A 26,150-nucleotide genomic window follows, 5' to 3' on the forward strand; every position below is an offset into this window, starting at 1 on the left:
AGTACGGGATAGAAACATCCCATGGCCACCTCTTCCACCGGGCTCGCCCACTCGCTGTCGGGCTGGCGCGCCAAGTTCGCCGTCCTCGCCCTGGTCTGGGGCATGAGCTTCGTCCTGATCCGTGTCGGCGCCGAGGTGTTGACCCCCGTCCAGCTCTCCCTGGGACGCATGCTGACCGGGGCCCTGCCCCTGCTCGCGGTCCTGCTCCTACGCGGAGGCCGCCTGCCCACCTCTCCCCGGCTGTGGGGCCACCTGTTCGTGGCCGCCCTGCTGCTCAACACGATCCCCTTCACCCTGTTCGGTTACGCAGGGCAGCTCATACCGTCGGCCCTGATGGGGATCGTCAACGCCTCGACCCCGCTGTTCGGAGTGGTGTTCTCGATCCTGCTGCTGTCCGACGAACGCCCCGACCGCGACCGCCTGCTGGGACTGGCCATCGGCTTCCTCGGCGTGCTCACCGTCTTCGGGGTGTGGAACTCCCTGGAGGTCTCGGTGATGGAGGATCGCGACTCCCTGATCGGCATGCTCCTGGTGGTGGGGGCCACCGCCTGCTATGGAATCGGCACCCCCTACCTGCGCCGGTTCGTCGCGGGCACCTCGCACGGGGCCCTGGAGCTGAGCGCCCTCCAACTGCTGCTCGGCTCGGTACCCCTGCTCCTGATCGCCCCCTGGGCGGGCGGGATACCCACCGACCTGACCTGGAGGGCGGCCTTGGCCGTGGCGACGTTGGGCGTCCTCGGGACCGGTTTCGCCTACGTCCTCCAGTACGGCATCGTGCGTGCCGCGGGGGCGACGGTGGCGACCACGGTCACCTACGTGGTGCCGGTGGTGGCGATCGGCGCCGGGATCGTGCTCATGGGCGAGACCCTGAGCTGGAATCAGCCGTTGGGCGCCCTCGTGATCATCCTGGGCGCGGCCCTGTGCCAGGGGCTCCTGCGTTCACCCCGCGCGACCCGCGCCGGAACACGCTCCCCGGACCACGACGCCCGCCCACGACCGACGGCCACCGCCCCGGAGACACCCGAGACCCCCGTGGGCACGCGGGGCCCCGGCACGACCCCCCGTCCCTGAGTCTCAGGGACGGGGACACGAGATCGCCCGCGCCCCGCGAGAGAACGCGGGACACGGGCGATCGGGCCTCGTACGCGGGCTACTCCTCGCGGAGCCGCTCCACGGCCTCGGCCAGGTCGTCGGGGTAGGGGCTGGAGAACTCCACCGGCCGGTGCTCGGTCGGGTGGTCGAAGCCCAGCCGGACCGCGTGCAGCCACTGACGCCGCACACCCAGCCGCTCGGCCAGGGTGGGGTCGGCGCCGTAGAGCATGTCCCCCACACAGGGGTGGCGCAGCGCCGCCATGTGCACCCGGATCTGGTGGGTACGCCCCGTCTCCAGCTTGATCTCCAACAGGGTGGCGGCCCGGAAGGCCTCCTCCGTGTCGTAGTGGGTGATCGAGGGGCGTCCGCCCGCGACCACGGCCCATCGACCGTCACCGGCGGGGTGCCGACCGATCGGGGCGTCCACCGTGCCCCGGAACGGGTCCGGGTGTCCCTGGACGAGCGTGTGGTAGCGCTTGTCCACGGTGCGCTCCTTGAACGCCCGCTTGAGCACGCTGTAGGCGGTCTCGCTCTTGGCGACCACCATCAGGCCGGTCGTGTTGGCGTCCAACCGGTGCACGATGCCCTGGCGTTCCGCCGCGCCGCTGGTCGCCAGCTGCACACCGGAGGCCAACAGCCCCTCCAGGACGCTGGGACCGGTCCAACCGACGGTGGGGTGGGCCACCACGCCGATCGGCTTGTCGACCACGATGATGTCGGCGTCCTCGTGCACGATGGTCATACCCGGGACGGGTTCGGCGCGCGGGACCGGAGCGGTGGGCGGCGGCGGAAGGGTGACCTCCAGCCAGGCCCCCGCCTGGACACGGTCGGACTTGCCCGCCTCGGTCCCGTCCAGCAGGACGTTCCCGTCACCGATGAGTTCGGCGGCCCGGGTCCGGGACAGGCCGAACATCCGCGCGATCGCGGAGTCGAGCCGGTCGCCCTCCAGACCGTCCGGTACCGGCAGGCTCCTGGTGTCGCTCATGTGTTCTTCCGTCCCTCGCCGTCGTCCTCACCGGTGGTCGCCTCGGTCTTGTCGTCCGAGGCCAGGGTCCCGTCGAGGTCGATCCCCCTGAAGGTCAGGAAGACCACCAGGCAGGCCCCGACCACCACGCAGGAGTCGGCGAGGTTGAACACCGGCCAGTTGGGCAGCCGGATGAAATCGACGACGGCCCCGTGGAAGGGTTCCGGTTCACGGAAGAAACGGTCGACGAGGTTGCCGGCCGCACCGCCCATCATCAATCCGAGCGTGATCCCCCACCACACGCTGCGCACCCGGAGACCGATGTAGGCGATCCCGAGGACCACGAGGGTGGCCACGATGGTGAACACCCACGTGTACTCGGTGCCCATCGAGAAGGCGGCACCGGTGTTGAACACCAGGGTGAACTGTAGGAAACTCCCGATCACGTCGACGCTCTCGCCCTGGCGGAAGGTCGCCAGGGCCCATTCCTTGGTGGCGAAGTCGACGGCGATCGCGGCGACCGCCACCAGCAGCAGGAGTAGGTACCTGCGCGGGCGGGCGCTCTTCTCGTCGGTCGTGGCCATGTTGCCGTCCCCGGAGGGCTCCATCTCGGTCAGCGACGCTCCTCGCGCTGTTTGCATGTGACGCACAGGGTGGCCCTGGGAAAGGCCTGGAGACGCGCCTTGCCGATGGCCTGGCCACATGACTCACAGGCCCCGTAGGTCCCCGCGTCCATCCGTTCGATCGCCCGTTCGCTCATGGCGAGCAGGTCACGAGTATTGTAGGCCAACGCCAGATCGTGTTCGCGTTGGAAGGCCTTGGCGCCGACGTCCGCGGGGTCGTCCCCCGCCCCTTCGACCGGGTCGGTGAGCCGCTCGGCGACCTCGTCCTCGTTCTCCCTGAGCTCGGCCTTGCGGACCTCGATCTCGATCTCCAGCAGACCTCTGACCTCGGCGAGCTCCTCGGGGGTCCACGGGCTCTCCCCCGCCCGGACCGGTAGCCTCGCCGCCTGGGTGACCTTCATCGCACTCCCCTTTCGGGTGGCCCACGGATCCCCCGCACCCCTGACCGGACCACGAGGGCGCGCCCCCTACGCGTTGCCGTGGGCGATGATGCCGCGAAGCCTAGGCAATGAACCGGTTCAAGGCAACGATCCCGGCCGCCGGATCGGACGGTGGTAGAGCGCGGTCGGCCGCACGATCGTGCCGCCGAACATCCCCCGATCGACGACGGTGCCGGTGTCCTCCCACCCCTGCGCCTCGTAGAAACGGCGGGCTCGGGTGTTGGCGGACAGCACCCACAGCACCGCCCGGTCCTCGGGGCATCCGTCCATCGCCGAGTGCACGGCGGTGACCAGTCTCTGATTGACCCCACTGCCCCACACCGAGGGCAGTGAGTAGAAGGCGCCCAGGTCCACGACCCGGGTCCCCTCCCCCTCCGTCCCCCGGGGAGCGTCCGTCGTCTCGAAGCCGGCGAAGGCCACGACCCCGTCCCGTTCCTGCGCCACGAGGACGCCGTCCCCGCCCCTACCCTCACGGAGACGGGCCTTCCACATCCGGGTGAGCCGTTCGGGGTCGAGACCGTCCAGGAGCTCGTCGGGGATGATCCCCCGGTAGGCCGCCTGCCAGGAACGGACGTGGACCTCGGCGATGGACGGTGCGTCGTCGGGCCGTGCCTCACGGATCGTCATGCCCACCATCATCGTCCCGAGGTACCCGCCCGACCAGGGCCCTAGGGCCCGATGGCCCCATATCGGTCACTCGGCGACGGCGAAGCCCCCGTAGTCCTCGGCCAGGAGGGACAGGTGCGGTTCGTCGAAGACGGCGGGGCCTCCGTGCGGACCGGTCGACACCTCGATCACCCAGTCGACGTCCTCGGCGTCGTCCTCCCCCGCGAGCATGTCCCGATGCACCGCGCAGGGCTCGTAACCCTGTTCCAGGAGCTGTTCGGCCAACTCGTCCGCGTCCTCGCGGTCGGGCAGGGTCACCAGTACCGTCCCCCGTGTACGCTCCACCATCACCGCGCCCCTTCCTGTACGGTTCAGCGGCCTACCTCGCCGTACTGCGTTATCCTGAACCCGTGTCGATGGGGACGAGTAGCGTTGGCCCCGACCGGGCGGACACAGCCTATGAGGGGCTGGACCGGCCAAGCGACCCGGGGACGGTGTGAGCCCGGGGGTACGACCAGCGCGAAGATCACCCCGGAGCGGCCGGAGGAACAGGCGCCCGTCCCGAGAAATCGTGGATCCGCCCCAGTAGAACCGGCGTTGACCCAATGAAGCGGGACCCGCCGCCGAACCGCCCAGCGGTCACGGCCGCGGCTCCAAGGAGGGTGGTACCGCGGGGCCCAGGCCTCGTCCCTCCGTCAGGAACATCCCTGATGGAGAAAGGTACGACGGTGACCGACGACCCCCGGCCCGAATCCCGCGCGCTGCCCCAACTGCCCGCTCAGATCGACCTGCCCGCGATGGAGCGCGAGATCCTCGGCCGCTGGTCGAAGGAGAACGTCTTCCAGCGCTCCCTGGACCAGACCCGCGGCAACGAGAACTGGGTCTTCTACGAGGGCCCGCCCACCGCGAACGGACAGCCCGGCGTGCACCACGTCGAGGCCCGCGCGTTCAAGGACGTCTTCCCGCGTTTTCGTACGATGCGCGGTTACCACGTCGACCGCAAGGCCGGCTGGGACTGCCACGGCCTGCCCGTCGAGGTGGCCGTGGAGAAGGAACTCGGTCTGAGCGGCAAGAAGGACATCGAGGCCTTCGGCATCGCCGAGTTCAACGACCGTTGCCGTGAGTCCGTCCTGCGCAACGTGGACGCCTTCACCGCCATGACCGAGCGCATGGGCTACTGGGTGAACATGGAGGACGCCTACCGCACGATGGACCCGCGGTACGTGGAGTCCGTCTGGTGGGCCCTGAAGCGGATCTGGGAGAAGGACCTGCTGGTCCGCGACTACCGGATCAGCCCCTACTGCCCGCGCTGTGGCACCACGCTCTCCGACCACGAGCTGGCCCAGGGGTACGAGACCGTCACCGACCCCTCCGTCTACGTGCGGTTCCCGGTGACCTCCGGCCCGGCGGCCGCCCCCGAGCACCCGACCTCCCTGCTGGTGTGGACCACCACCCCGTGGACCCTGGTCTCCAACACCGCCGTGGCCGTGCACCCCGACGTCGAGTACGTGGTGGCCACCGACGGCGATGAGCGTCTCATCGTCGCCGCGCCCCTGTTCGAGCAGGTGCTCGGCGAGGGCTGGGAGCTCACCGGCGAACGCTACGAGGGCGACGAGATGGAGCGTTGGACCTACCAGCGCCCCTTCGACCTCGTCCCCTTCGACGAACCGGCGCACTTCGTGGTCCTCGCCGACTACGTCACCGTCGAGGACGGTACCGGTCTGGTGCACCAGTCGCCGGCCTTCGGTGCCGACGACATGACGGTCTGCCGCGCCTACGGTCTGCCCGTGGTCAACCCGGTCCGCGCCGACGGCACCTTCGAGGAGGACCTCCCCCTGGTGGGCGGGGTGTTCTTCAAGGAGGCCGACAAGACGCTGGTCCGCGACCTCAAGGACCGCGGTCTGCTCTTCCGTCACCTGAACTACGAGCACTCCTACCCGCACTGCTGGCGCTGCCACACGGCGCTGCTCTACTACGCCGTGCCGTCCTGGTACATCCGCACCACCCGGATCAAGGACGAGCTGCTCGCCCAGAACGAGGTCACCAACTGGGTGCCGGAGAACGTCAAGGAGGGTCGCTTCGGCGAGTGGCTGCGCGGCAACGTCGACTGGGCCCTGTCCCGTAACCGTTACTGGGGTACCCCGCTCCCGATCTGGGAGTTCCCCGATGGCCGCCGGATCTGTGTGGGCTCCCTGGCCGAGCTGAGCGAGCTCAGCGGCCAGGACCTGTCCTCGCTGGACCCGCACCGTCCCTACGTCGACGACATCGTCATCCCCGACCCGGACGCCGACCCCTCCCTGCCCGAGGAGCAGCGGGTCGCCCGTCGTGTCCCCGAGGTGATCGACGCCTGGTTCGACTCGGGTTCGATGCCCTTCGCGCAGTGGGGCGCCCCGCACGTCGACGAGGAGACCTTCAAGGCCAACTTCCCGGCCCAGTACATCTCCGAGGCCATCGACCAGACCCGCGGCTGGTTCTACTCGCTGCTGGCGGTCAGCACCCTGGTGTTCGGTCGTAACTCCTACGAGAACGTGGTCGTCCTGGGCCACATCCTCGCCGAGGACGGCCGCAAGATGAGCAAGCACCTGGGCAACGTCATGGAGCCCATCCCGGTGATGGACCGCCACGGCGCCGACGCCCTGCGCTGGTTCATGCTGGCCTCCGGATCGCCCTGGACCGCCCGCCGGGTCGGTCACGCGGCTCTGGAGGAGATCGTCCGCAAGGTGCTGCTGACCTACTACAGCACCACCTCGTTCTTCACTCTGTACGCCAACGCCGGTTCCGGTTGGGACCACTCGCTGCTGGCCCAGGCCCCCGCTCCCCAGGACCGTCCGATGCTGGACCGGTGGCTGCTCTCGGAGCTCAACGAGGTCGTCCGCGACGTCACCAAGGCGATGGAGGAGTTCGACACCACCGGCGCGGGGCGTCGTCTGACCGCGTTCGTCGACGACATCTCCAACTGGTACGTGCGACGTTCCCGCCGCCGGTTCTGGCGCGGGGCCCAGAGCCCCGAGGGCGCCGCCGCCTTCGCGACGCTGTTCGAGGCGCTGGAGACCGTCACCCTGCTCATGGCCCCGGTCGTGCCGTTCCTGACCGACCACGTGTGGTCGGCGCTGCGCCGCCCCGAGGCCGCCGACTCGGTCCACCTGGCCTCCTGGCCCCGGGTGAACGAGGACCTGATCGACCCCGCGCTGTCCGAGCAGATGGCGCTGGCCCGTCGTCTGGTGGAGCTGGGCCGTTCGGCCCGCGTCGACTCGGCGCTGCGCACCCGTCAGCCGCTGGCCCGCGCCCTGGTCGGGGCCCCCGGCTTCGCCGACCTGCCGGAGCAGCTGCGCGACCAGGTGTCCGACGAGCTCAACGTGGCCGGTCTGGACTCCCTGTCCTCGGTCGGCGGCGACCTCGTGGACTACGTCGTCAAGCCGAACTTCCGAGCGTTGGGCAAACGGTTCGCCAAGCGCACGCCGCTGGTGGCCAAGGCCGTTCAGAGCGCGGACCCGGCCGCCCTGGTCGAGCGGGTGCGCGCTACCGGCTGGGCTCAGGTGACGGTCGAGGGCGAGTCGGTGGACGTGAGCGCCGACGAGATCCTGGTGACCGAGCAGCCCCGTGAGGGCTGGGCGGTGGCCTCCGAGTCCGGAGAGACCGTCGCGCTGGACCTGGAGCTGACCCCGGAGCTGCGCCGCGCGGGTCTGGCCCGGGAGATGGTCCGGATGCTCCAGGAGGCCCGCAAGAACAGCGGCCTGGAGGTCTCCGACCGGATCCACGTGTGGTGGGCCACCGAGGACGAGACCGTCCGGCTGACGCTGGAGGAGCACGCGCGGACCATCGCCGGTGAGGTGCTGGCCGACAGCTTCGTGGCGGGCGCGGGAGAGGACACCCCGCACTCGACCCGGTCCGAGGAGTTCGGTGTGACCTTCACCTTCCGCAAGGCCTGATACGACGACGAAGGGCGCCGTCTCCCGTGGGGAGGCGGTGCCCTTCGTCTCGTTCTCAGCCGCTGTAGGAGGAGTCCTTGCGACCCTCGGCCCGGTCGCGTTCCTCTTCGTCGGCGTCGACGGTCTCGTCGAGGATGGCCGCGTAGGCGATCGCGGCGTCCTCCTCCTTCGTCGACCGTTCGGTGTCTTCGCCGTCGGTGTCGTCCTCGGGGTCCGTCCCGGAGGTCTCCTCGGGTTCCGGGGGGTCCTTCTCGGCCTTGTCGGAGGTCTTCTCCGCCTCTTCGGGGGCCTCGTCCTCGTCCCGGACCTCGGTGTCGTCCCCGGTCGAGGCGTCGGTCGTCTCGTCCGGCGTGTCGGAGGCCGAGGTGTCCTCCGTCGCCTCCGCGGCGACCGGCGCGATCGGATCCTCCGTGTCCTCGCGCTCGTCCGCCCCTTCGACCTCGGTCGGCTCCGTCACGGTCTCGGAGGTCGGGGAGGGCTCTTCGGTCTTCTCCTCGTCGACCTCATCGGCCGTGTCGATAACGGCCGGCGCGTCGTCCGTCCCGGTCTCGTCCGACCTCTCCGAGGTCTCGACGTTCTCGTCGGAGATCGGCCCCGTCTCCTCGGACGCGGCCTCCTCCTCGAGGTCCATGTCGCCGGAGACGGGCGTATCGGGGTCGGTGGTGGCCGAAGCACCGGCCGGGGCGTTCTCGTCCTCCTCCGGGGCGGTGAGGGCCTCGGAGGCCCCCTCCCGCTCCGACGGTTCGGTCCGCTCGACCGCGGTGTCGCTCTCGGAGGTCTCCGGTTCGCGCGTGTCGTCGTCGGTCGCGGACTCGTCGTCCTTCGTGCCGGCGGTCTCCGAGGGTTCCTCGGACTCTCTCCGGTCGATGTCCTCCCGAGCCTCGGCCACGGGGGCCGGCCCGGGTTCCCCGACGGGTTCCTCCACCGCGGTCACGGTCTCCGGTTCGGGCTCCACCGGGGTGGAGGCCTCCTCCGGTTCCGTGACGGTCGTGGGCTCCTCGACGGGTTCGGAGGCCGATCCCTCTTCGGGCTCGGCCTTCACGAGGTCTTCGTGCTCCTCCCGCTCCTCCTCGGCCGTCGTGGCCTCGGGGGCGGAGGTGGTCTCGTCGCGGGCGTCGTCGCCCGCGGTGGGGGTCTCGGTGTGGGGCGGGGTCCGGGCCGCCATGACCGGTTCGGTCCGATCGCCCGCGGTGGGGGTCTCCCAACGGGGGATCTCGAACTCGGGGTCCTCCGCACCGTCGTCCGTTCGGTGCGTCTCGAAGGTCTCCCCCACAGGGGTGACCCGCACCGGCGGTTCGGCCGGTGCGGGTACGCGCCCTGTCGGCTCCTGCTCCCACACGGGGCCCGGCGCGATGCCGGCCCCCGGCCCGGTCGTCATGGGGACGGACGACTTCCCCAAACCGCCCGTCCGTACCGTTCCCGGTCCGTCCTTGCCGAACCTGCCTTGGAGGAGCGCCCCCAGTAGGAGGAGGACGCTCAGTCCGCCGAGTCCCAGTGCGATGTACACCAGGGTGGTCTCGGCGAGCACCAGAGCAGCCGCGATGACGGCTATGGCCGCCAGCACCGCCACGGTGGCGAGGATGCTAAGGATCACGGGTCGACCAGGGCCTTTACACGTGTAGAGCTGGAGTCTTCAGTTGTTCGGAGCTACCTGCCGCCGAGAGCTCAGCGGCGCTCGTGCGGGGTCTCGCCCGGGTGGAAACCACCGTGCTGGGCGGGCTCGGGCTGACCGAACGGGTTGCCGCCGGGGCCGTGCTGCTGGAGCGCGGGGGCACCGCCGGACTGCGGGTTCATCGTCTGGAAGCCGCCCGTGGTGTTCGGGTTGGGCTCCACCGACTTGCCCTCTTCGTTGAGCTCGCGCAGCTGACGCTCGAAGTAGTCCTTCAGGCGGCTGCGGTACTCGCGCTCGAAGTCCTTGAGCACGTTGACCTTGTGCTCGAGCTCCTCGCGCTGCTGGACGAGGCTGCCCATGACCTGACGGTGGCGCTCCTGGGCGTCGCGGTCGAGGTTCTCGGAACGGGCACGGGCCTCACCGATGATCTGGTCGGCCTGACGGCGCGCCTTGCCGAGGATGTCCTCGGACTCGTGGCGGGCGCGGCCGAGGGTCTCGTCGGCCTCACGGCGGGCGTCGCTGATCGCCTGGTCGGCGGTCTGCTGGGCGAGGGCCAGGACGCGGGCGGCCGTGTCCATGTTCTCCTCACCGCCCATGGCGAGGTTGGCGCCGGTCATCTGCATCGGGGCGGGCGGCTGGGCCGGCTGCTCGACAGGCTGCTGCGCCTGCACGGGCTCCGGGCGCACCTGCTCCATCTGCTGCTGCGGCTCCTGCTGCTCCTGAGGCTGCTGGAAGTCCTGCATACCGGCGTTGGGGACCTTGCCTCGAAGGCACTCGGCCAGCTTGCCGCGCAGTTCCTCGTTCTCCTGGATCAGCCGGTCGAGTTCCGACTCGACCTCGTCGAGGAAGGCATCGACTTCCTCTTCGTCATATCCCGGCCGAAGCCGGGTGGTGCTGAACTGCTTGTTCCGCACATCGGCGGGTGTCAGCGGCATGTTCGTCTCCTTGGCGCGCTTGGAGTCTGTCCGTAGGGACGCTACCCGATCGTGACCTTACGGCAATCCAGATCATGACCAAGACCACATATCGGAATCCAGGGCGGTTTTTTCGCCCTGGCCCTTCCCTGTCACAGTCCCATCGCCAGCCTCGCCAGAATGCTCTGGAGAAGCAGGATGGCGAAGAAGAGGATCAGCACACTCAGGTCGAGTGCGATGCTCCCCAGCCTCACCGGTTTGATGAACCTGCGCAGGAACCTCAGTGGCGGATCGGTGATCGTGTACACGATCTCAGCGAGCACGAGAACGAACCCGCTGGGTCGCCAGTCCCTCGAAAAGGACTGCACCATCTCCAGTACCACCCTCGCGATCAGCACGAAGACAAACAGCTGAAGCAGCGCGGACAGCACTGACAGAACGATACTCACGGTCGTTCCCCGACCCAATCTCTGGACAAATGTGATGGTCTAGCTCTGATTGAAGAACCCTCGCTCGGCGATCCGCGCCTTGTCTTCGGCGGTCACCTCGACGTTGGCCGGGGACAGCAGGAACACCTTGTTGGTCACGCGTTCGATACTGCCATGGAGACCGAAGATCAGACCAGCCGCGAAGTCGACCAGACGCTTGGCGTCGCTGTCGACCATCTCGGTCAGGTTCATGATCACCGGCGTACCTTCCCGGAAATGCTCTCCGATCGTACGCGCCTCGTTGTACGTGCGCGGGTGGAGCGTGGTGATCCGAGCCAGGTCGGCGGTAGAGGCGGTCGTGGTGGTGCCACCGCGCCGTTCACCCGTTCCCAGGTAATCGCCGGTGTCCGTCACGTCGTCGCCTCGTGTTTCCCCGCCTCGCGCAGGATCGGCGTCGCGGTCACGCTGCTCCTCCGCGCCTTCGTCGAAATCGTCGAACTCATCATATTCGTCCGCATAGCGGTGATCGTAACGGTCGTCCTCCACGAGGCCGAGGTAGACCGCCATCTTGCGCATCGCGCCGGCCATCTCATGTCCTCCGTCGTCCTCGCGGCCCCGATCGAAGCCGACTCCTCCGTCTGCGCCTGTCCTGCGCCCGCAACGGCGGGGCGGGCGCCCATTCGGGCGAACTCCACAGACAGGCCCCAAGGTCTATGTGGGGACATTACCCCACGTTCGTCCCTCGGGCGCCGAGCAACGCCGCACCAAGGCGGAGGTGTGTCGCTCCTCGCTCGATCGCCGCCTCCAGATCCCCGCTCATCCCGGCGGAGATCATCGTTGCCCGAGGGTAGCGATCACGAATCCGCCCCGCCACCTCGTGAAGTCGACCGAAGGCGGTGTACGGGTCCCCTCCCAAGGGCGCGACCGCCATGACACCGCCCAAGGAGAGCGCCTCATGTTCTTCGATCAGGTCGGCGATCCCGGGAGCGTCGGACGGGTCCACTCCGCCACGCGGCCCCAGGACACCCGCCTCGGAGTCGTCGTCGAGGTTCACCTGGACCAGACAGGTCAACGTGCGCCCCGCCTCCGCCGCGCGGTCGCCCAGGGCCCGGACGAGTCTGGCCCGGTCCACCGAGTGCACGACGTCGGCGTAGGAGGCCACCGAACGGGCCTTGTTCGTCTGGAGCTGGCCCACGAAGTGCCAGGTCAGATCGAGGTCGGCGGTCTCCGCGGCCTTGGGGGCGGCCTCCTGGTCCCGGTTCTCTCCGACGTCGACGACGCCCAGGGAGGCGAGGGCGCGCACGTCGGAGGCGGGGTGGGTCTTGGTCACCGCGACCAGGGACACCTCGGAGGAGGAACGCCCCGCCTTGGCGCAGGCCGCCTCGATCCTGTCCCGCGCGGCCTGGAGGTTGGCGCGGATCTGCTCGGTGCGCGCGGGATCGATGTCTGACACGACTGTTCCTTCTGTTCCCTGCTGTGGTGGTGATCCTCGGGAGGAGGGGACACGGTCCCCGCCCCTCCCGTCCTACGAACGGTCCGCGGTCGCCGGGGCGCGCCAGATGAAGGAGGCGAAGCGTCCCGTGGGCGCGCCGCGACGGTGGGAGAAGAGGTCGGGGGTCTCCAGGGTGCACCGGCCGTCGGAGGTGATGTTCTCCACCCCGGCCCGGCGCAGTTGGGCGGTGACGGCGGCCGACATGTCCACCCCGGTGGTCCCTCGATGGGTGGTGGAGGCCGCCTCGGGCGTGAGCTCCGCGGTCTCGGCCTGGAGTTCGGGCGGTACCTCGTAGCAACGACCGCAGATGGTCGGGCCGAGGAAGACGGTGATCCGGTGGACGACGGCCCCGTGGGCGACCATGCTCTCGACCAGGTTCGCCGCGATGCCCTTCGCGGTGCCCGCGCGCCCCGAGTGGGCGGCCCCCAGGATCCCCGCCTCGGCGTCGGCGGCCAGGATCGGAAGGCAGTCGGCCGCCATCGAGGCCAGGACCAGGTCGGAACGGGTGGTGACCACGGCGTCGCAGGTGCCCACCCCTCCGGGTTCGGTGGCCACGAGCACGTCGGCGCTGTGGACCTGGTTCATCCACACCACACGGTCGACGTCGAAGCCCAGGTCGCGCGCGGCACGACGGCGGTTGTCCATCACCGCCTCGCGATCGTCGCCCACCCCCAGGCCCAGATTGAGCGAATCGTAGGGGGGACGGCTCACGCCGCCACCGCGTTCGGTGACGGCGGCACGGACCCCGTGCCCCAGATCGATGACGTTGCCCATCGGTGTGTCCGCGGTCCCTTTCCTCGGTCCCCGGAAGGACGCTCCTCACGAACGGTCCGGGGCGGCGACGGCCCCGCCACGAGGGCGGGGCCGCTATGACACGTCGATGGTACCGGTGGGACTACTTCAGGAACTCCGGCACGTCCAGGTCGTCGGGGTCGTCGAAGATGACCCGACGGCGGGGCGTGGGAACCTCGCCACGCCGCTCGGAGGCGTCCGAGACGGAGTGGATGTGGCCGGTTCCGGTCTCGGATTCGGCGACGGGCTCCGTGGCCCGTCCCTCCTCGACCTGGCTCGTCCGCGGCTCCTGATAGGCCTGGACGGGCTCGCTCTGGGAGTCGTCGTAGGAGGGGACCTGGTGGGTCTCGCCCTGGAACGGCTCCGGCTCGGGTCGCAGCGTCTGCGGGGCGGGCTGCGGCTCGGGGCGCGCCGGCGGCGCCTGCTGAGGCTCGGGCCGCACCGGCTCGGCGCTGACCGGAGGATGGACCGGAGGCATGGTGGACCGGGGCGTCTCCGGCTCAGGACGGGCCTGGCCGGAAGAGGTCACCCACGGCATGCTGGTGGCCGACGCCCCGCTCGCGCCCGCGGTCGACGGAGCCGTCTTGGCGGACGCCTCCTCTGAACCGGACGTGATGCCTGCCGTGGGGGCGACGGCCTCAGGAGGGTCCACCGGGCGGCGCTCCTGCGCCGCCGGGGCACCGACCTCGGGTTCGTCGAACCCCGCGGCTATCACCGTGACACGCACCTCGTCGCCGAGGGCGTCGTCGATGACGGCTCCGAAGATGATGTTGGCCTCGGGGGCCGCGGAGTTGGCGACCAGCTGAGCCGCCTCGTTGATCTCGAACAGCCCGAGATCCGAGCCTCCCTGTATCGACAGCAGGACTCCGTGCGCCCCGTCGATACTGGCCTCCAGCAGAGGTGAGGAGATCGCCAGTTCGGCCGCCGCCACGGCCCTGTCGTCCCCTCTCGCGGATCCGATTCCCATCAGCGCCGATCCCGCCCCGGACATGACCGACTTGACGTCGGCGAAGTCCAGGTTGATCAGGCCCGGCGTGGTGATCAGGTCGGTGATCCCCTGAACACCGGAGAGCAGGACCTGGTCGGCCGCCTTGAAGGCGTCCAGGACACTGACCTGACGGTCGGAGATGGACAGGAGGCGGTCGTTGGGGATGACGATGAGGGTGTCGACCTCCTCACGGAGCATCGCTATCCCCGACTCCGCCTGGGTCGCCCGCCTCTTGCCCTCGAAACCGAAGGGGCGGGTGACCACACCGATGGTGAGGGCTCCCAGGGAACGGGCGATGTTCGCGACGACGGGGGCGCCACCGGTACCGGTGCCACCACCCTCACCCGCCGTGACGAAGACCATGTCGGCCCCCTTGAGGACCTCCTCGATCTCCTCACGGTGATCCTCGGCCGCCTTGCGGCCGACATCGGGGTTCGCGCCGGCGCCCAGGCCACGGGTGAGCTCGCGGCCGACGTCGAGCTTGACGTCCGCGTCGCTCATCAGCAGCGCTTGGGCGTCGGTATTGATCGCGATGAACTCGACGCCCTTGAGCCCCTCTTCGATCATTCGGTTGACGGCGTTGACACCGCCGCCGCCGATACCGACGACTTTGATGACCGCGAGGTAGTTCTGCGGTGCTGCCACGACGAGGGGCCTTTCCGCTCGCATGAGCCGTTCCGTCTTCGCGTCCGTCGACCAGGGGTCGAGGAACACGCCGGCGGACCGGCATCCGGTTCTACAGAGTGTGCGTTTCGGGTTCTTCCACCTTCACCGCCGAGGCGGTCTCCGGCGAGGACCCCGGGTCACCGGTACCGTTCCCCCTCCGTCACCGCGGCCTTGGGGCCGAGAGACGGTTCGCTTCCAGAAGCGGCGGCGAAACGGTTCCTGCGTATCCCGAAAAGCGTGTTTTAGTGTGTTGTTGACGGTGGTTGTGCTTCCCGACAGTAAGCGGACCGTCGGGTGCGGGCAACCGATGATGACTTCAGCCTAACCGCGTATAACGCAAGGAAGCGAAGTGCGCACTCGGCGCGTCGCGTCTGGAATGTCCTCGCGGTCCGCCGTTTCCTCGGGCAGTGGCCCTCCGGAACCCGCTCACGACCCCTCACCACGTCCATTCCGGCTCAAGACCGGCCCTTGGTCGACGCTTCACCGAACGATGGCCAGGTCCGGGGTTCCGACGTCGTAGACACGCCCTTCCTGTGAAGGGTGCTCGCGCATGAGGACACGCAGGATGTCGCTCTTGTCCGCCGTGGCCTCGGAGTCCCCCCACTCCACGACGGAACCGTCACCGAGCTCGATCATGATCTCGTCGGTGTCGCGGGCGTCGATGAGCTGGATCCGGGCGAGCAGGGAGTCGGGGGCCTCCTCGACGATGTCGGCGGCGGCCCGGACCGCGGCGTTGTCCTCCAGCTCTCCGGAGACACGGACCAGCGGTCGGTTGCCCGGACGGGTCGGGGAGTCCTCGATGCGCACACCGTCCCGGTCGACCGACCGGTACTCCTCCCCCACCCGGACCGCGAGCAGAGGCCGTCGTTCGACGACCTCCACTCGCAGGGTGGCGGGCCAGCCACGGGTCACGGTGGCCGACTCGACCAGGTCCAGGCCCTCGACCCGCTCACGGCCGCCGTCGAGGTCCACCCGGATCAACGGGGTTCCGGTGTCCACGGCCACCGCGGTCTCGACCTCCTGGGCCGTGACCCGTTCGGTCCCGGTGACGGCCACGTCCCGGACCACGAGCAGACGTGAGCCCAGGAGCACCCAGACCACGGCACAGACCAACGCGACCACGAGGAGCACCGCGAAGGTGACCTTCCAGGGGTCCGAGCCCCCGCGCGCCGTCGTCGCCCGTTCGCTCCCACCCCGGTCAGCGCCCACGTTCATGCCCCCTGGCTGTCCGCGCCGTCGTCTTCTTCTAGTCGTTACGCGTGTCGCCCGCCGCGGCCGCCAAGGCGGCCACGATGTGCGGACCGAGTTCGGTGACGTCGCCCGCGCCCATGGTCAGGACGATGTCGCCCGGGCGGGCGAGCTCGGCCACCCGTCGTACGGCCTCCTCGCGGCCGGGCACGTACCGCACACGGTCGTGGCCCACGCGGGAGGTGATGGTCTCGCCGGTCACCCCGGGTTCGGGATCCTCGCGCGCCGCGTAGACCTCCATCACCACGACCTCGTCGGCCAGGGAGAGGGCGTTCGCGAACTCCTCGGCGAAGATACGGGTGCGGCTGTACAGGTGCGGCTGGAAGAGGGCGACGACCCGGCCGAGGGGAACGTCCTCGTCGTCCTGGGAGAACGACTCCAGGGCGGCGCGGGTGGCGCGCAGGTCGGCCTCGATCTCGGTGGGGTGGTGGGCGTAGCTGTCGTAGACGCCCACACCGCCGCCCTCGCCCTTGAGCTCGAAGCGGCGGGCCGCCCCGGCGAAGTCGGCCACACCCTCCACCGCGACCTCCAGGTCGTGACCGAGCTCGTCGGCGACCACGACCGCGGCGGCGGCGTTGAGGACGTTGTGCCGCCCCGGAACGGCGACGGTACCGTCGATCGGCTCCCCGTCGGCGGTCTGAAGGGTGAACTCCGTCGAGAAGCCGCGTGCGCGCACTCGGGTGATCCGGTGGTCGGCGTCCTCGGCCTCACCGTAGGTGAGCACCTTCTTGCCGCGTTCCCGGGCGATCTCGGCGACCCGGCGGGCGCCGGGGTCGTCGATACCGACGATCAGCGTGCGCTCGACCCGGTCGACGAAGTCCGCGAAGTTCTCGTGGATCTCGTCGATGCCGCTGTAGTTGTCCAGGTGGTCGGCCTCGACGTTGGTCACCACGGCGATCTTGGGCGAGAGCATCAGGAAGGAGCCGTCGCTCTCGTCGGCCTCCACCGCGATGACCTCCCCGACACCGGCGTCGGCGCCCAGCCCGGTGGTGACCAGCTTCCCGCCGATCACGTAACCGGGGTCGACGCCCAAGTGCTGGAGGACCACGGTGATCATGGAGGTCGTGGTGGTCTTGCCGTGGGTTCCGGAGACCGCGATGCCCTCACGGCCCAACAGGAGGGCGCCCAGCGCCGCGGCGCGGGGCAGGATCCGCAGACCCCGCCGACGCGCCTCGGCCAGCTCCGGGTTGTCCTCGCGGATCGCGGAGGAGATCACCAGGGTCTCGGCGGTGTCGAGGTTCTCGGCCGCGTGGCCCACGTGGACCCGCGCGCCCATCCGCTCCAGGTCGCGCAGGGTGTCGCTGTCCCGGGCGTCGCTGCCGGAGACCTCCACACCGGACTGCAACAGCACACGGGCGATACCGGACATGCCGGCCCCGCCCAGGCCGATGAAGTGGGTGCGTCCCAGCTTGTCGACGGGGACGGGTTCGGTCGGTCGGACCAGGCTCATCGTGCGTCCTTGCCGTCGTCGTAGTAGTCCTCGTAGCCGTCGTCGTCGGGCAACGGCATGTCGGGGGTGGGTTTGTCCCCTCGGGCGATCGCCATGACCTCCCGGGCCAGCTCCATGTCCGCGTCGCGGCGCCCCATGCGGGAGGCAGCCTCGGACATCGACACGATCCGGTCGGTGTCGGTGAGCAGCGGGATCAGCCTCTGGGCGATCCACTCGGGGGAGAGCTCGGCGTTGTCGACCATCACCCCGCCGCCGGCCTTGACGATCGGCTCGGCGTTCATGGTCTGCTCACCGTTGCCGATGGCCAGCGGTACGAAGGCGCCGGGCAGCCCGACCGCGGTGAGCTCGGCGCAGGTCATCGCGCCGGACCGGCACATCGCCATGTCGGCGGCGGCGTAGGCCATGTCCATACGGTCCACGTAGGGGACGGCGACGTAGGGGACGCCGTCCTGCGTGAGGTCCTGGGGCTCGTCGGCGTTCTTGGGGCCGACGACGTGCAGGACCTGCACCCCCGCGTCGCGGAAGGCGTTACGGGCGGCGAAGGCCGCCTCGTTGACGCGCTGAGCGCCCTGGGAGCCGCCGAAGATCAGCAGGGTCGGCAGGTCCTGGCGCAGTCCGAAGTAGGTGCGGGCCTTGTCGCCCATGGCGAGCCGGTCCAGCGAGGTGATCTGACCGCGCAGCGGGATGCCGATGAAGCGCCCGTTCCGGATCTGGGTGTGGGGGTGCCCGGTGAACACGTGGGGGGTGAGTCGCGCGCCGAGCCGGTTGGCCAGCCCCGGCAGCGGGTTGGCCTCGTGCACGACGATCGGGAGTTTGCGCCGACGCGCCGCGAGGTATCCGGGGGTGGCGACGTAGCCGCCGAACCCCACCAGGACGTCGGCCTGAAGCTTGTCGAGCTGCTCGCCGGCGGCGCTGAGGGCGCCCGCCAGCTTCCCCGGTACGGAGAGCAGTTGTGGGGTGAGCCTGCGCGGAAGGGGGACCGCGGGGATCAGGCTCAGCTCGTAGCCGCGCATGGGGACCAGCCGGGTCTCCAGCCCCCGCTCGGTTCCCAGGCAGAGGATCTCGGTATCGGGGTCGATGCGCCGTAGCGCGTCCGCAAGTGAGAGTGCGGGCTCGATGTGCCCGGCCGTGCCGCCTCCGGCGAGGGCTACCCTCATCGTCGTCGATTCCTCCTTGGCCGGTCCCCCACCGGGACCGGTCCGCTCTTGTGCTTGGCCGTCGTCTTGGTGCCGCGTTCGCGCGCCGTGCGGGGGACGCTCGGCGCGGTGGTGCGCCTGGAAGGCGCGCCTCCGCCACGATTCTGGACGGATGCGGCGAACTTCTCCAGGCCAAGCCAGCTTAGAGCCCTTTGGACCCAACTGGGACCCCGGGCGGCCAGCGCCTTCTGCGCTTGAGGCTCGTTCCGGGCGATGGCGAGGAGCACACCGAGACCGATCATGGTGGGGATGAGCGAGGACCCACCATAGGAGACCAGCGGCAGTGGAATGCCCGTGACCGGGACCAGCCCGATGACGGCCGCGATGTTGATCATCGACTGGCCGATGATCCAGGTCACGATGGCGAAGGCGGCCAGGCGCGAGAACGGGTCCTTGACCCGGAAGGCCACCCGCAGTCCGGCGTAACCGAGCATGCCGAACAGGCCGAGCACGACCAGGGTGCCGATGAGGCCGAACTCCTCGCCGATGATGGCGAAGATGAAGTCGGACTCGGCGTAGGGAAGGAAACCCCACTTCTCACGACTGGCGCCGATCCCGACCCCGAAGATCCCGCCGGTGCCCAGGGCGTAGAGACCGTGCAGGGATTGGAACCCCGAGCCGGTCGGGTCGGCCCCGGGGTCGAGGAAGGCGGTGATACGGCGGAGCCGGAAGGGCTCGATCGCGATGACGATGGCGGCCAGCCCCAGGACCAGGCCGAACATGCCCACGAACAGCTTGCCCGGGGCGCCCACGACCCACAGGAGGCTGAGGAAGACGACCAGCAGCACCAGGGTGGTGGACAGGTCGGACCCGAGCAGGACCAGCAGGGTGAGCAGACCGCAGCCCGGCAGCAGCGGGATGAGCAGGTGGCGCCACTCGGTGAGCTCCTTGAGCTCCTCCTTGCGGGCCAGGATGTTGGAACCCCACAGGACGAAGGCGAGCTTGGCGGGCTCGGAGGGCTGGATGAGCAGGCCGCCGATCTCCAGCCAGCGGATCGCGCCGTTGACCTCGGTGCCCTGGAAGGCGGTGAGCAACAGCAACGCCACTGAGAGGATCATCGCCGGGTAGCCCACGAGCCGGAACACCCACAACGGGAGTTGGGAGGCGATGATCATGAGCGGCAGGCCGATCGTCGCCGACACCAACTGGCGTTGGAACACCGAGAAGGCGGACCCGGTCTCGGAGATGGAGTTGACCATCGTCGAGGACAGGACCATGACCAGGCCCAGGGCGATGAGCATCATCCCGGTGCCGAGGATCAGGTAGTAGGAGGTGAGTGGTCGGTCCAGGGACCGAGCCCACTCGCGCCAGAGCGCGCGTTCCCTTCCACCGGAGGCCGTACGCCCCCGGCTTCGGGCCGTACTGGGAACCGCTGTCGTCGCCGCCATCCACACCCTCCGCACGATCGGCGCCTCAATAGTGGCGTACCCGCGGGTCGGGAACCGTGGACATTTCCCGCGTGTTGGCCATCTTTGGCGACCTTCGGGGGTGTCGCCGGACACACGAGGGCCGCACGCCGACTCTGGGTGATCGGCGAGCGACCCTGCGCAGTGGATCTCGTGGGGTTCGGAGACCTCAGCCCAGACGGTGGACGGCCTCGGCGAAGAGACGGCCTCGTTCGGGGTAGTTCGTGAACATGTCCATGGAGGCCGCGGCGGGGGCGAGCAGGACGGTGTCCCCCTCGCCCGCCAGGGCGGTGGCCTCGGCGACCACGACGTCCATGACGGTGTGCCCCTCCGGGGCGTCGGCGGCCGGCCCCTCGACCTCGACCACCGTCACCTCGGGCGCGTACTCGTCGAGCGCCTCGCGGATACGGGCCCGGTCGGCGCCGATCAGCACCGCGCCGCGCAGCCGGTGGGCCGCCGAGGAGACCAGGTCGTCGACCTCGGCGCCCTTGAGCAGTCCACCCGCCACCCACACCACGGAGGGGTAGGAGTTGAGCGAGGCCGCGGCGGCGTGCGGATTGGTGGCCTTGGAGTCGTCGACGTAGTCCACGCCCGCGACCCGGGCCACGTGGGCGATCCGGTGGGGCTCGGGGACGAAGGCGACCAGCCCGGCACGGACCGAGTCCGCCGCCACGCCGACCGAACGGGCCAGCGCCGCGGCGGCCAGGGCGTTGGAGACGTTGTGCGGGGCCGCCGGACGCACGTCGGCCAGGGTGGCCAGTTCCTCGGCGCTGCTGTGCGGCTCGTCCACGAAGGCCCGGTCCACCAACAGGTCCTCGACCACGCCGAGTTCACCGGCGCGGGGCGTGTCGGAGCGGATCCCCACCAGCGGGGTGTGCGGGTCGCCCTCCTCCTCGGCCAGCCGGACCGACCACGCGTCGGCCGTGTTGACCACGCGCAGGGTCCCTCGCGCGAACACCCTGCCCTTGGCCCGCGCGTAGGGTTCGAGCCCTCCGTGCCAGTCCAGGTGGTCGGGGGCCACGTTGAGGACGGTGGCGGCGTGCGGGCGCAGGGACTCGGACCAGTGCAGTTGGAAGCTGGACAGCTCCACCGCGAGGATGTCGTGCACGTGCCCTTCGGCGTCGGGCAGGACGGCGTCCACGATCGGGGTGCCGACGTTGCCCACGGCGAGCGCGTCACGGCCGTCGGCGCGCAGGATCGACTCCAGCATGCGCACCGTGGTGGTCTTGCCGTTGGTGCCGGTGATGGCCAGCCACACCTGGTCGGCGGGCTTGAGACGCCAGGCCAGCTCCACGTCGCCGATGACCTCGACACCGGCCTCGGCGGCCCGTTCCGCCAGCGGGGAGTCGGGGCGCCATCCGGGGGAGATGACGACCAGGTCGCAGCCCTCGGGCAGCGGGGTCTCGCCCAGGACGACCCGGGCTCCGGCCTCGGTCAGCTCGGCGGCGACGCGACGGGTGGTCTCGTCGTCCCGGCCGTCGACGACGACCACCCGGGCCCCCCGGGCCAGGAGTGCCCTGGCGACGGGGGGTCCGGAGACGCCCAGACCGGCGACGCAGACCAACGCGTCCGCGAAGGGATTCTCGTCCCCGACGGAGGCCGGGGACGGGGTGGTGTCGGAAGGTCCTTGGTGCGGCATGCCTCTAGCTTGGCATCCATTCCAGGTAGAAGAGTCCGATCGCCACCGCCACGAACAGGCCCTGGATGATCCAGAACCGGATCACGATGGTGGTCTCCGCCCATCCCTTGAGCTCGAAGTGATGCTGAAGGGGCGCCATGCGGAACACACGTTTCCCGGTGAGGCGGAACGACGTGATCTGGATCATCACCGACATGGTGATGATGACGAACAGGCCACCGATGAGCAGCAGCAGGAGCTGGGTGCGGGTGGTGATGGCCAGACCCACGATCAGACCGCCCAGGGCCAGCGAACCGGTGTCGCCCATGAAGATCTTGGCCGGCGGGGCGTTGAACCACAGGAAACCGATGCAGGAGCCGAGCACGGCGGAGGCCACCACGGCCAGGTCCAAGGGGTCGCGGACCGTGTAGCAGCTGGAGGTGAGGGCCTCCACGCAGGACTGACGGAGCTGCCAGTTACCGATGATGACGTAGGCGCACAGCGACAGGATCGTCGCACCGGTGGCCAGACCGTCCAGACCGTCGGTGAGGTTGACCGCGTTGGAGAAGCCGACGATGAGGAAGAGCGCCCAGATCACGAAGACGCCGATCATCAGCGGCGGCCCGAAGTCCCGGAGGAAGGACAGCTGGGGCGCGGCGGGGGTGTAGCCGTACCCGTTGGGGAACTGGGTGACCCCGTAGGCGAAGCCGACACCGACGATGGCCTGGCCGACCATCTTCGCGCCACTGCGCAGACCCAGGCTGCGGCGCTTGTAGATCTTGATGAAGTCGTCGAGGAAGCCGACGGCGCCCATACCGACGAACAGGAACATCACCAGCAGGCCGGAGACCGTGGGGGTGGTCCACAGGGCCAGGTGCGATCCGAAGTAGCCGATGACGGCACCGAGGATGATGACGATGCCGCCCATGGTGGGCGTGCCCTGCTTGGTCTTGTGGCCCTCGGGTCCGTCGTCCCGGACCTCCTGGCCGAACTTGAACCGGTACAGGAGCTTGATGAGCGGCGGCATCAGCAGCATGGAGACGATCAGAGAGAGCGCCGCCGCAACGGTGATGCCGATCACTGGTCATCACCCTTGGTGATGAGGTCGATAACCCTTTCGAGCGCAGCCACGCGCGATCCCTTCACAATGACGACGTCTCCTGTGCGCATCCGTTGGCGCACCGCTTCGGCTGCCGCCTCGGCGTCGGGCACTCGGATGCTCTCACCGCTCCACCGCCCCTGGTGGGCGGCGCGTTCGGCGCCGACGGCGATGCCCTCGGCCGCCGGGCCGACCACGACGAGGTGGGCCACACCGGTCTCGGCGGCCAGTTCACCCACCTTCTCGTGTTCGGCGTCCCCGTCCTCACCGAGCTCGGCCATGTGGGCGAGCACGGCGATGGCGCGGCGGTCCCGGGCCAAGGAGCCCAGGGTGGTCAGCGCCGCCCGCATCGACTCGGGGTTGGCGTTGTAGGCGTCGTTGACGAGGGTGACACCGTGATGTTCGGTGACCTCCATCCGCCAACGGCTGACAGGGGTGGCCGCGGCCAGGGCGACGGCGATGTCCTCGATGTCCATACCGAGCTCGTCGGCGACGGCGGCCGCGGCCAGGGCGTTGCTCACCTGGTGGGCGCCGACCAGCCCCAGCTCGACCCGGGCCCGACGGCCGCTCAGGTTCAGAGTGAAGGACGGGGCGCCGTTCGCCTCGATGACCACGTCGGTGGCGCGCACCTCGGCCTCCTCGGCGGTGCCGTAGAGCACCACACGCGCCCGAGTGCGCGAGGCCATGGCCCGCACGCGCGGGTCGTCGGCGTTGAGGACGGCCACGCCGCCCTCGCCGCGCCGTTCGGTACCGGCCGGGAGGGACTCGACGAGCTCCCCCTTGGCCTGGGAGATGGCGTCGCGGTCGCCGAACTCGCCCATGTGCGCGCTGCCCACGTTGAGGACCACGCCGATCCGGGGCGGAGCGATCCGGCACAGGTGGGCGATGTGGCCGATGCCACGGGCGGCGACCTCCAGGACCAGGTTGCCGGTCCCGGTGTCGGCGCGCAGCACGGTGAGCGGGTGGCCGATCTCGTTGTTGAAGGATCCCGCCGGGGCCACGGTCGGGCCCAGGCGACCCACCACCTGGGCGATGAGGTCCTTGGTGGTGGTCTTGCCGGAGGAGCCGGTGACCCCCACGATCTCGGTCGTGGCCGCTTCGCGCTTCGGATCCCCGAGTTCACGGGCCACGTACGAGGCCAGACGGCTCAGTGCCGTCACCACCTCGTCGTCTCCACCGTCCACCAGCAGGTGAGGGGCGTCGACCGGCCGTGAGGCCAGGACCGCGACCGCTCCGTCCGCCACGGCGGCGGCGGCGAAGTCGTGTCCGTCGACCCTCTCGCCCTTCAGAGCGACGAAGAGCGCTCCGGGCTCCACCTGCCGCGAATCGATGACGACGGGGCCGTCGACGACGGCTTCGGGGCGCGCTGATCCGCCGATGGCGGTTTGGGTGATCTCAGCGATCCGATCGAGCGTGAGCGCGATCAAATCCACTCCTCATGTCAGGCCCGGCCCACGGCGCCCCAGGGGCATCGGCCACCCGGCCTCGGGTTCGAGTCAGGGGATGGCACCGCGGATACCGTGCGCGCGGGGCCGCGCCGGGCCACGGCGAACCGGCCGGTGCCGGGCCGTGGGCGCCACGTGGGCGGCGCTTCGGGCTGCGATTGCCGGACCTACCTTAGAACATGTTGGGGCGTTCGGAGTCCCGGCGGGGCCCTGCGCGGAGCAATATGCTCCACTTCGTGATCGGGAGCGGACGTTCGGCTCTCGATCCGCGCACGTCGCACGGCGTGGCGCCGCCGGGACGCGATCATCGACCGCGTCCCGGCGAAGGGAAGGCATCGATTCGGCGCCCTCCCCGGTGTGTCGTGGGCTCAGCCCGGGTCAGGGGCCCGGTGCACGTTCTGGAGCGCACTGCCCAGACGTTCGCTGGCCCGACTGCGCAGAGCGTCCTCGATGGCGTTGAGCAGGACCTCGCGGTCGTCGAAGGGCAGCATCTCGCCCTTGACGTACTGGCCGGTCTCGTGGCCCTTGCCCGCAACGACGATCACATCGCCCGGCCCGGTCCTGGCCACGCCCAGGCCGATGGCCTCGGCCCGGTCGAGTTCCACGGTGACGTGGGCACGGTGGTTCTCGGGGACCTTGGCGACCCCTTCGAGCATCGCGGCCGCGATGGAGACGGGGTCCTCGCTCCGAGGGTTGTCGTTGGTGATGATCACCTGGTCGGCCAGGCGCGCCGCGGCCTCGCCCATGAGCGGGCGTTTGGCCCGGTCACGGTCGCCACCACAGCCGACCACCATGGTGATCCGCCCCTTGGTGGTGGCGCGCAGCGAGTCGAGTACCGCCTCGATCGCCCCGGGCTTGTGCGAGTAGTCGACCAGGGCGGTGAAGTCCTGTTCCGACGCCGCGCTCCGGGCCGCCACCGGCTCCATCCGCCCGGGGACCCCGGGGGCGGCCGCCACACCGGCGATGGCGGTCTCCATGGGAAGACCGGCCTCCACCAGACCGACGATGGCCGCCATGGCGTTGGAGACGTTGAAGGGGCCGGGCAGGGCCACCGAGGCCTCCGCCTCCATTCCGCCGGGGCCGACCACGCGGAAGGAGCTTCCGGTGTCCCCCAGACGGACGTCGACGGCGTTCCAGTCGGCCTCCATGCCGTTCTCGGGGCCCGCGTCCGATCCGCCCTCCACCGCGAAGGTGGTGACGGGGATGTCCCCGCGCCCCGCGACCATGTCCACCAGGGCCCGACCGAAGCGGTCGTCGGTGTTGACCACCGCGATGTCGCAGTACTCGGGCGTGAACAGGCGCGCCTTGGTGTCGAAGTAGTCGCGCAGGTCCGAGTGGAAGTCCAGGTGGTCCTGGGACAGGTTGGTGAAGATCGCCACGTCGTAGCGGGCTCCGCCGACCCGGCCCAGGGCCAGGGCGTGGCTGGAGACCTCCATGGCGGCGGCGGTGATCCCGCGTTCGGCCATGACCGCGAACAGGCCGTGCAGGTCGGTGGCCTCGGGAGTGGTCAGGGAGGAGGCGACCCGTTCGTCGCCCACCCTCATCTCCACGGTGCCCACCAGGCCGGTGCTCATACCGGCCTTGCGCAGACCGGACTCGATCAGGTAGCTGATCGTGGTCTTGCCACTGGTCCCGGTGGTACCGACCAGGAGCAGGTCCCGGGCGGGGTCGCCGTAGACCCAGGAGGCGACCGGGCCGAGCACGGCCCGCACGTCGGGCACCACGATCACCGGCAGGCCGGTGGCGGCGGCGCTCTCGGCGCCCTCCGCGTCGGTGAGGATCGCGGAGGCCTCGGCGTCGGCCGCCTGTCGGGAGAACTCGGCGCCGTGGACACGGGTACCGGGCAGGGCGGCGTACAGGTCGCCCTGTCGGACGCGCCGGGAGTCATGGGTGATACCGCGGACATGGACCTCCCGTGGGGGCATGTCCGCCGGGCGTTCCGGATCGGTGTCCGGTCGCAGCAGGGTGGCGTCCGAGCCGAGCGTGGTGACGAGGTCGGACAGTGGACGGAGACTGGTGTGTTCAGGTCGCATTACCGGTGGCACGAGTGGAGGTTAACGGGTGCGGAGGACCGGTCGGTAATTTCCACACCGGTACCGTCGGCGTTTCCCGCCTCGGGGCCCGTTCCAGGTCGTCCCGGGT

General features: G+C 70.0%; 22 protein-coding genes. 2 read left to right on the top strand and 20 right to left on the bottom strand.

From position 1 onward, the window contains the following. The first annotated feature begins 21 nt into the window (after positions 1-21). Entirely contained in the window at positions 22-1,071 is a 1,050-nt protein-coding gene (locus TR33_RS01665; RefSeq protein WP_014912204.1) for a DMT family transporter, read from the top strand. A gap of 79 nt (positions 1,072-1,150) precedes the next feature. Here the strand turns inward: TR33_RS01665 and TR33_RS01670 are convergent, their stop codons facing one another. From TR33_RS01670 to TR33_RS01690, 5 genes are all read right to left on the bottom strand, one after another. Beyond that, the gene (locus TR33_RS01670; protein WP_014910717.1) at positions 1,151-2,077 is read right to left on the bottom strand and encodes an RluA family pseudouridine synthase; all 927 of its coding nucleotides are present in this window, start codon (positions 2,075-2,077) and stop codon (positions 1,151-1,153) included. Further along, complete coding sequence (gene lspA, locus TR33_RS01675) at positions 2,074-2,640, bottom strand: signal peptidase II (protein ID WP_187294600.1); 567 nt, start codon at positions 2,638-2,640, stop codon at positions 2,074-2,076. The genes TR33_RS01670 and lspA overlap by 4 nt, the downstream gene beginning before the upstream one ends. A 29-nt stretch (positions 2,641-2,669) precedes the next feature. Continuing rightward, positions 2,670-3,080, bottom strand: a complete 411-nt coding sequence (locus TR33_RS01680; RefSeq protein WP_014912766.1) for a TraR/DksA family transcriptional regulator — start codon at positions 3,078-3,080, stop codon at positions 2,670-2,672. 117 nt (positions 3,081-3,197) lie between these two features. Continuing rightward, positions 3,198-3,746 (bottom strand): GNAT family N-acetyltransferase, encoded by a 549-nt coding sequence (locus tag TR33_RS01685; protein ID WP_042281279.1) that lies wholly within the window; start codon positions 3,744-3,746, stop codon positions 3,198-3,200. 66 nt (positions 3,747-3,812) lie between these two features. Next, the gene (locus tag TR33_RS01690; RefSeq protein ID WP_026124920.1) at positions 3,813-4,073 is read right to left on the bottom strand and encodes a divalent-cation tolerance protein CutA; all 261 of its coding nucleotides are present in this window, start codon (positions 4,071-4,073) and stop codon (positions 3,813-3,815) included. A 380-nt stretch (positions 4,074-4,453) separates the two neighbouring features. Between TR33_RS01690 and ileS the strand changes: the two genes are divergently transcribed. Continuing rightward, the gene (ileS, locus tag TR33_RS01695) at positions 4,454-7,654 is read left to right on the top strand and encodes an isoleucine--tRNA ligase (protein WP_017534082.1); all 3,201 of its coding nucleotides are present in this window, start codon (positions 4,454-4,456) and stop codon (positions 7,652-7,654) included. A gap of 55 nt (positions 7,655-7,709) precedes the next feature. Here ileS and TR33_RS01700 read toward each other — a convergent pair whose 3' ends face one another. The 15 genes from TR33_RS01700 to TR33_RS01770 all read right to left on the bottom strand — a co-directional run bounded on the left by TR33_RS01700 (position 7,710) and on the right by TR33_RS01770 (position 26,041). Next, on the bottom strand, positions 7,710-9,248 hold the full coding sequence (locus TR33_RS01700) for a midas domain-containing protein (protein ID WP_014909763.1): 1,539 nt from the start codon (positions 9,246-9,248) through the stop codon (positions 7,710-7,712). Between the two features lie 71 nt (positions 9,249-9,319). Continuing rightward, a complete protein-coding gene (locus tag TR33_RS01705; RefSeq protein WP_014908354.1) occupies positions 9,320-10,201 on the bottom strand; it encodes a DivIVA domain-containing protein in 882 nt (293 codons plus the stop codon). Positions 10,202-10,332: 131 nt separating this feature from the next. Then, positions 10,333-10,629 (bottom strand): YggT family protein, encoded by a 297-nt coding sequence (locus TR33_RS01710; protein WP_017534083.1) that lies wholly within the window; start codon positions 10,627-10,629, stop codon positions 10,333-10,335. A 39-nt stretch (positions 10,630-10,668) separates the two neighbouring features. Continuing rightward, positions 10,669-11,196 carry a cell division protein SepF gene (locus TR33_RS01715; RefSeq protein ID WP_014908806.1) on the bottom strand — a complete coding sequence of 176 codons (528 nt, stop codon included), beginning with the start codon at positions 11,194-11,196 and terminating at the stop codon, positions 10,669-10,671. Positions 11,197-11,332: 136 nt separating this feature from the next. Beyond that, positions 11,333-12,061, bottom strand: coding sequence for a YggS family pyridoxal phosphate-dependent enzyme (locus TR33_RS01720; protein ID WP_014909038.1), 729 nt, complete (start codon positions 12,059-12,061; stop codon positions 11,333-11,335). 72 nt (positions 12,062-12,133) lie between these two features. Further along, positions 12,134-12,874, bottom strand: coding sequence for a peptidoglycan editing factor PgeF (pgeF, locus tag TR33_RS01725; RefSeq protein WP_017534085.1), 741 nt, complete (start codon positions 12,872-12,874; stop codon positions 12,134-12,136). A gap of 121 nt (positions 12,875-12,995) precedes the next feature. After that, complete coding sequence (ftsZ, locus tag TR33_RS01730; RefSeq protein WP_014909981.1) at positions 12,996-14,525, bottom strand: cell division protein FtsZ; 1,530 nt, start codon at positions 14,523-14,525, stop codon at positions 12,996-12,998. A gap of 501 nt (positions 14,526-15,026) precedes the next feature. Next, the gene (locus TR33_RS01735) at positions 15,027-15,761 is read right to left on the bottom strand and encodes a cell division protein FtsQ/DivIB (RefSeq protein WP_014912783.1); all 735 of its coding nucleotides are present in this window, start codon (positions 15,759-15,761) and stop codon (positions 15,027-15,029) included. A 31-nt stretch (positions 15,762-15,792) separates the two neighbouring features. Then, positions 15,793-17,244, bottom strand: a complete 1,452-nt coding sequence (gene murC, locus TR33_RS01740) for a UDP-N-acetylmuramate--L-alanine ligase (protein ID WP_014911048.1) — start codon at positions 17,242-17,244, stop codon at positions 15,793-15,795. Further along, a complete protein-coding gene (murG, locus tag TR33_RS01745) occupies positions 17,241-18,401 on the bottom strand; it encodes an undecaprenyldiphospho-muramoylpentapeptide beta-N-acetylglucosaminyltransferase (RefSeq protein WP_014909897.1) in 1,161 nt (386 codons plus the stop codon). The genes murC and murG overlap by 4 nt, the downstream gene beginning before the upstream one ends. Further along, a complete protein-coding gene (ftsW, locus tag TR33_RS01750; RefSeq protein ID WP_014910843.1) occupies positions 18,398-19,828 on the bottom strand; it encodes a putative lipid II flippase FtsW in 1,431 nt (476 codons plus the stop codon). Before ftsW ends, murG begins: the two co-directional genes overlap by 4 nt. A gap of 187 nt (positions 19,829-20,015) precedes the next feature. Next, positions 20,016-21,485, bottom strand: a complete 1,470-nt coding sequence (murD, locus tag TR33_RS01755; protein WP_014909759.1) for a UDP-N-acetylmuramoyl-L-alanine--D-glutamate ligase — start codon at positions 21,483-21,485, stop codon at positions 20,016-20,018. Positions 21,486-21,489: 4 nt separating this feature from the next. Further along, positions 21,490-22,545, bottom strand: coding sequence for a phospho-N-acetylmuramoyl-pentapeptide-transferase (mraY, locus tag TR33_RS01760; protein ID WP_014911182.1), 1,056 nt, complete (start codon positions 22,543-22,545; stop codon positions 21,490-21,492). Beyond that, entirely contained in the window at positions 22,542-23,990 is a 1,449-nt protein-coding gene (locus TR33_RS01765; protein WP_014910238.1) for a UDP-N-acetylmuramoyl-tripeptide--D-alanyl-D-alanine ligase, read from the bottom strand. The genes mraY and TR33_RS01765 overlap by 4 nt, the downstream gene beginning before the upstream one ends. A gap of 386 nt (positions 23,991-24,376) precedes the next feature. Continuing rightward, positions 24,377-26,041: a UDP-N-acetylmuramoyl-L-alanyl-D-glutamate--2,6-diaminopimelate ligase gene (locus TR33_RS01770; protein ID WP_014909114.1), complete on the bottom strand. Its 1,665-nt coding sequence runs from the start codon at positions 26,039-26,041 to the stop codon at positions 24,377-24,379. Between the last annotated feature and the right edge of the window lie 109 nt (positions 26,042-26,150).

This window comes from Nocardiopsis alba, assembly GCF_000710955.1.
In the GTDB taxonomy this organism is placed as follows: Bacteria; Actinomycetota; Actinomycetes; order Streptosporangiales; family Streptosporangiaceae; genus Nocardiopsis; species Nocardiopsis alba.

Excerpts from the sequence above, each read along its gene's own strand:
- pgeF (WP_017534085.1), bottom strand. The coding sequence starts at position 12,874 with ATGGGCAACGTCATCGATCTGGGGCACGGGGTCCGTGCCGCCGTCACC.
- murG (WP_014909897.1), bottom strand. The coding sequence starts at position 18,401 with ATGAGGGTAGCCCTCGCCGGAGGCGGCACGGCCGGGCACATCGAGCCC.
- TR33_RS01690 (WP_026124920.1), bottom strand. The coding sequence starts at position 4,073 with ATGGTGGAGCGTACACGGGGGACGGTACTGGTGACCCTGCCCGACCGC.
- TR33_RS01680 (WP_014912766.1), bottom strand. The coding sequence starts at position 3,080 with ATGAAGGTCACCCAGGCGGCGAGGCTACCGGTCCGGGCGGGGGAGAGC.
- ftsW (WP_014910843.1), bottom strand. The coding sequence starts at position 19,828 with ATGGCGGCGACGACAGCGGTTCCCAGTACGGCCCGAAGCCGGGGGCGT.
- murD (WP_014909759.1), bottom strand. The coding sequence starts at position 21,485 with ATGCCGCACCAAGGACCTTCCGACACCACCCCGTCCCCGGCCTCCGTC.
- murC (WP_014911048.1), bottom strand. The coding sequence starts at position 17,244 with ATGAGCCTGGTCCGACCGACCGAACCCGTCCCCGTCGACAAGCTGGGA.
- TR33_RS01685 (WP_042281279.1), bottom strand. The coding sequence starts at position 3,746 with ATGACGATCCGTGAGGCACGGCCCGACGACGCACCGTCCATCGCCGAG.
- TR33_RS01770 (WP_014909114.1), bottom strand. The coding sequence starts at position 26,041 with ATGCGACCTGAACACACCAGTCTCCGTCCACTGTCCGACCTCGTCACC.
- lspA (WP_187294600.1), bottom strand. The coding sequence starts at position 2,640 with ATGGCCACGACCGACGAGAAGAGCGCCCGCCCGCGCAGGTACCTACTC.
- TR33_RS01670 (WP_014910717.1), bottom strand. The coding sequence starts at position 2,077 with ATGAGCGACACCAGGAGCCTGCCGGTACCGGACGGTCTGGAGGGCGAC.
- TR33_RS01715 (WP_014908806.1), bottom strand. The coding sequence starts at position 11,196 with ATGGCCGGCGCGATGCGCAAGATGGCGGTCTACCTCGGCCTCGTGGAG.
- TR33_RS01665 (WP_014912204.1), top strand. The coding sequence starts at position 22 with ATGGCCACCTCTTCCACCGGGCTCGCCCACTCGCTGTCGGGCTGGCGC.
- TR33_RS01705 (WP_014908354.1), bottom strand. The coding sequence starts at position 10,201 with ATGCCGCTGACACCCGCCGATGTGCGGAACAAGCAGTTCAGCACCACC.
- TR33_RS01735 (WP_014912783.1), bottom strand. The coding sequence starts at position 15,761 with ATGAACGTGGGCGCTGACCGGGGTGGGAGCGAACGGGCGACGACGGCG.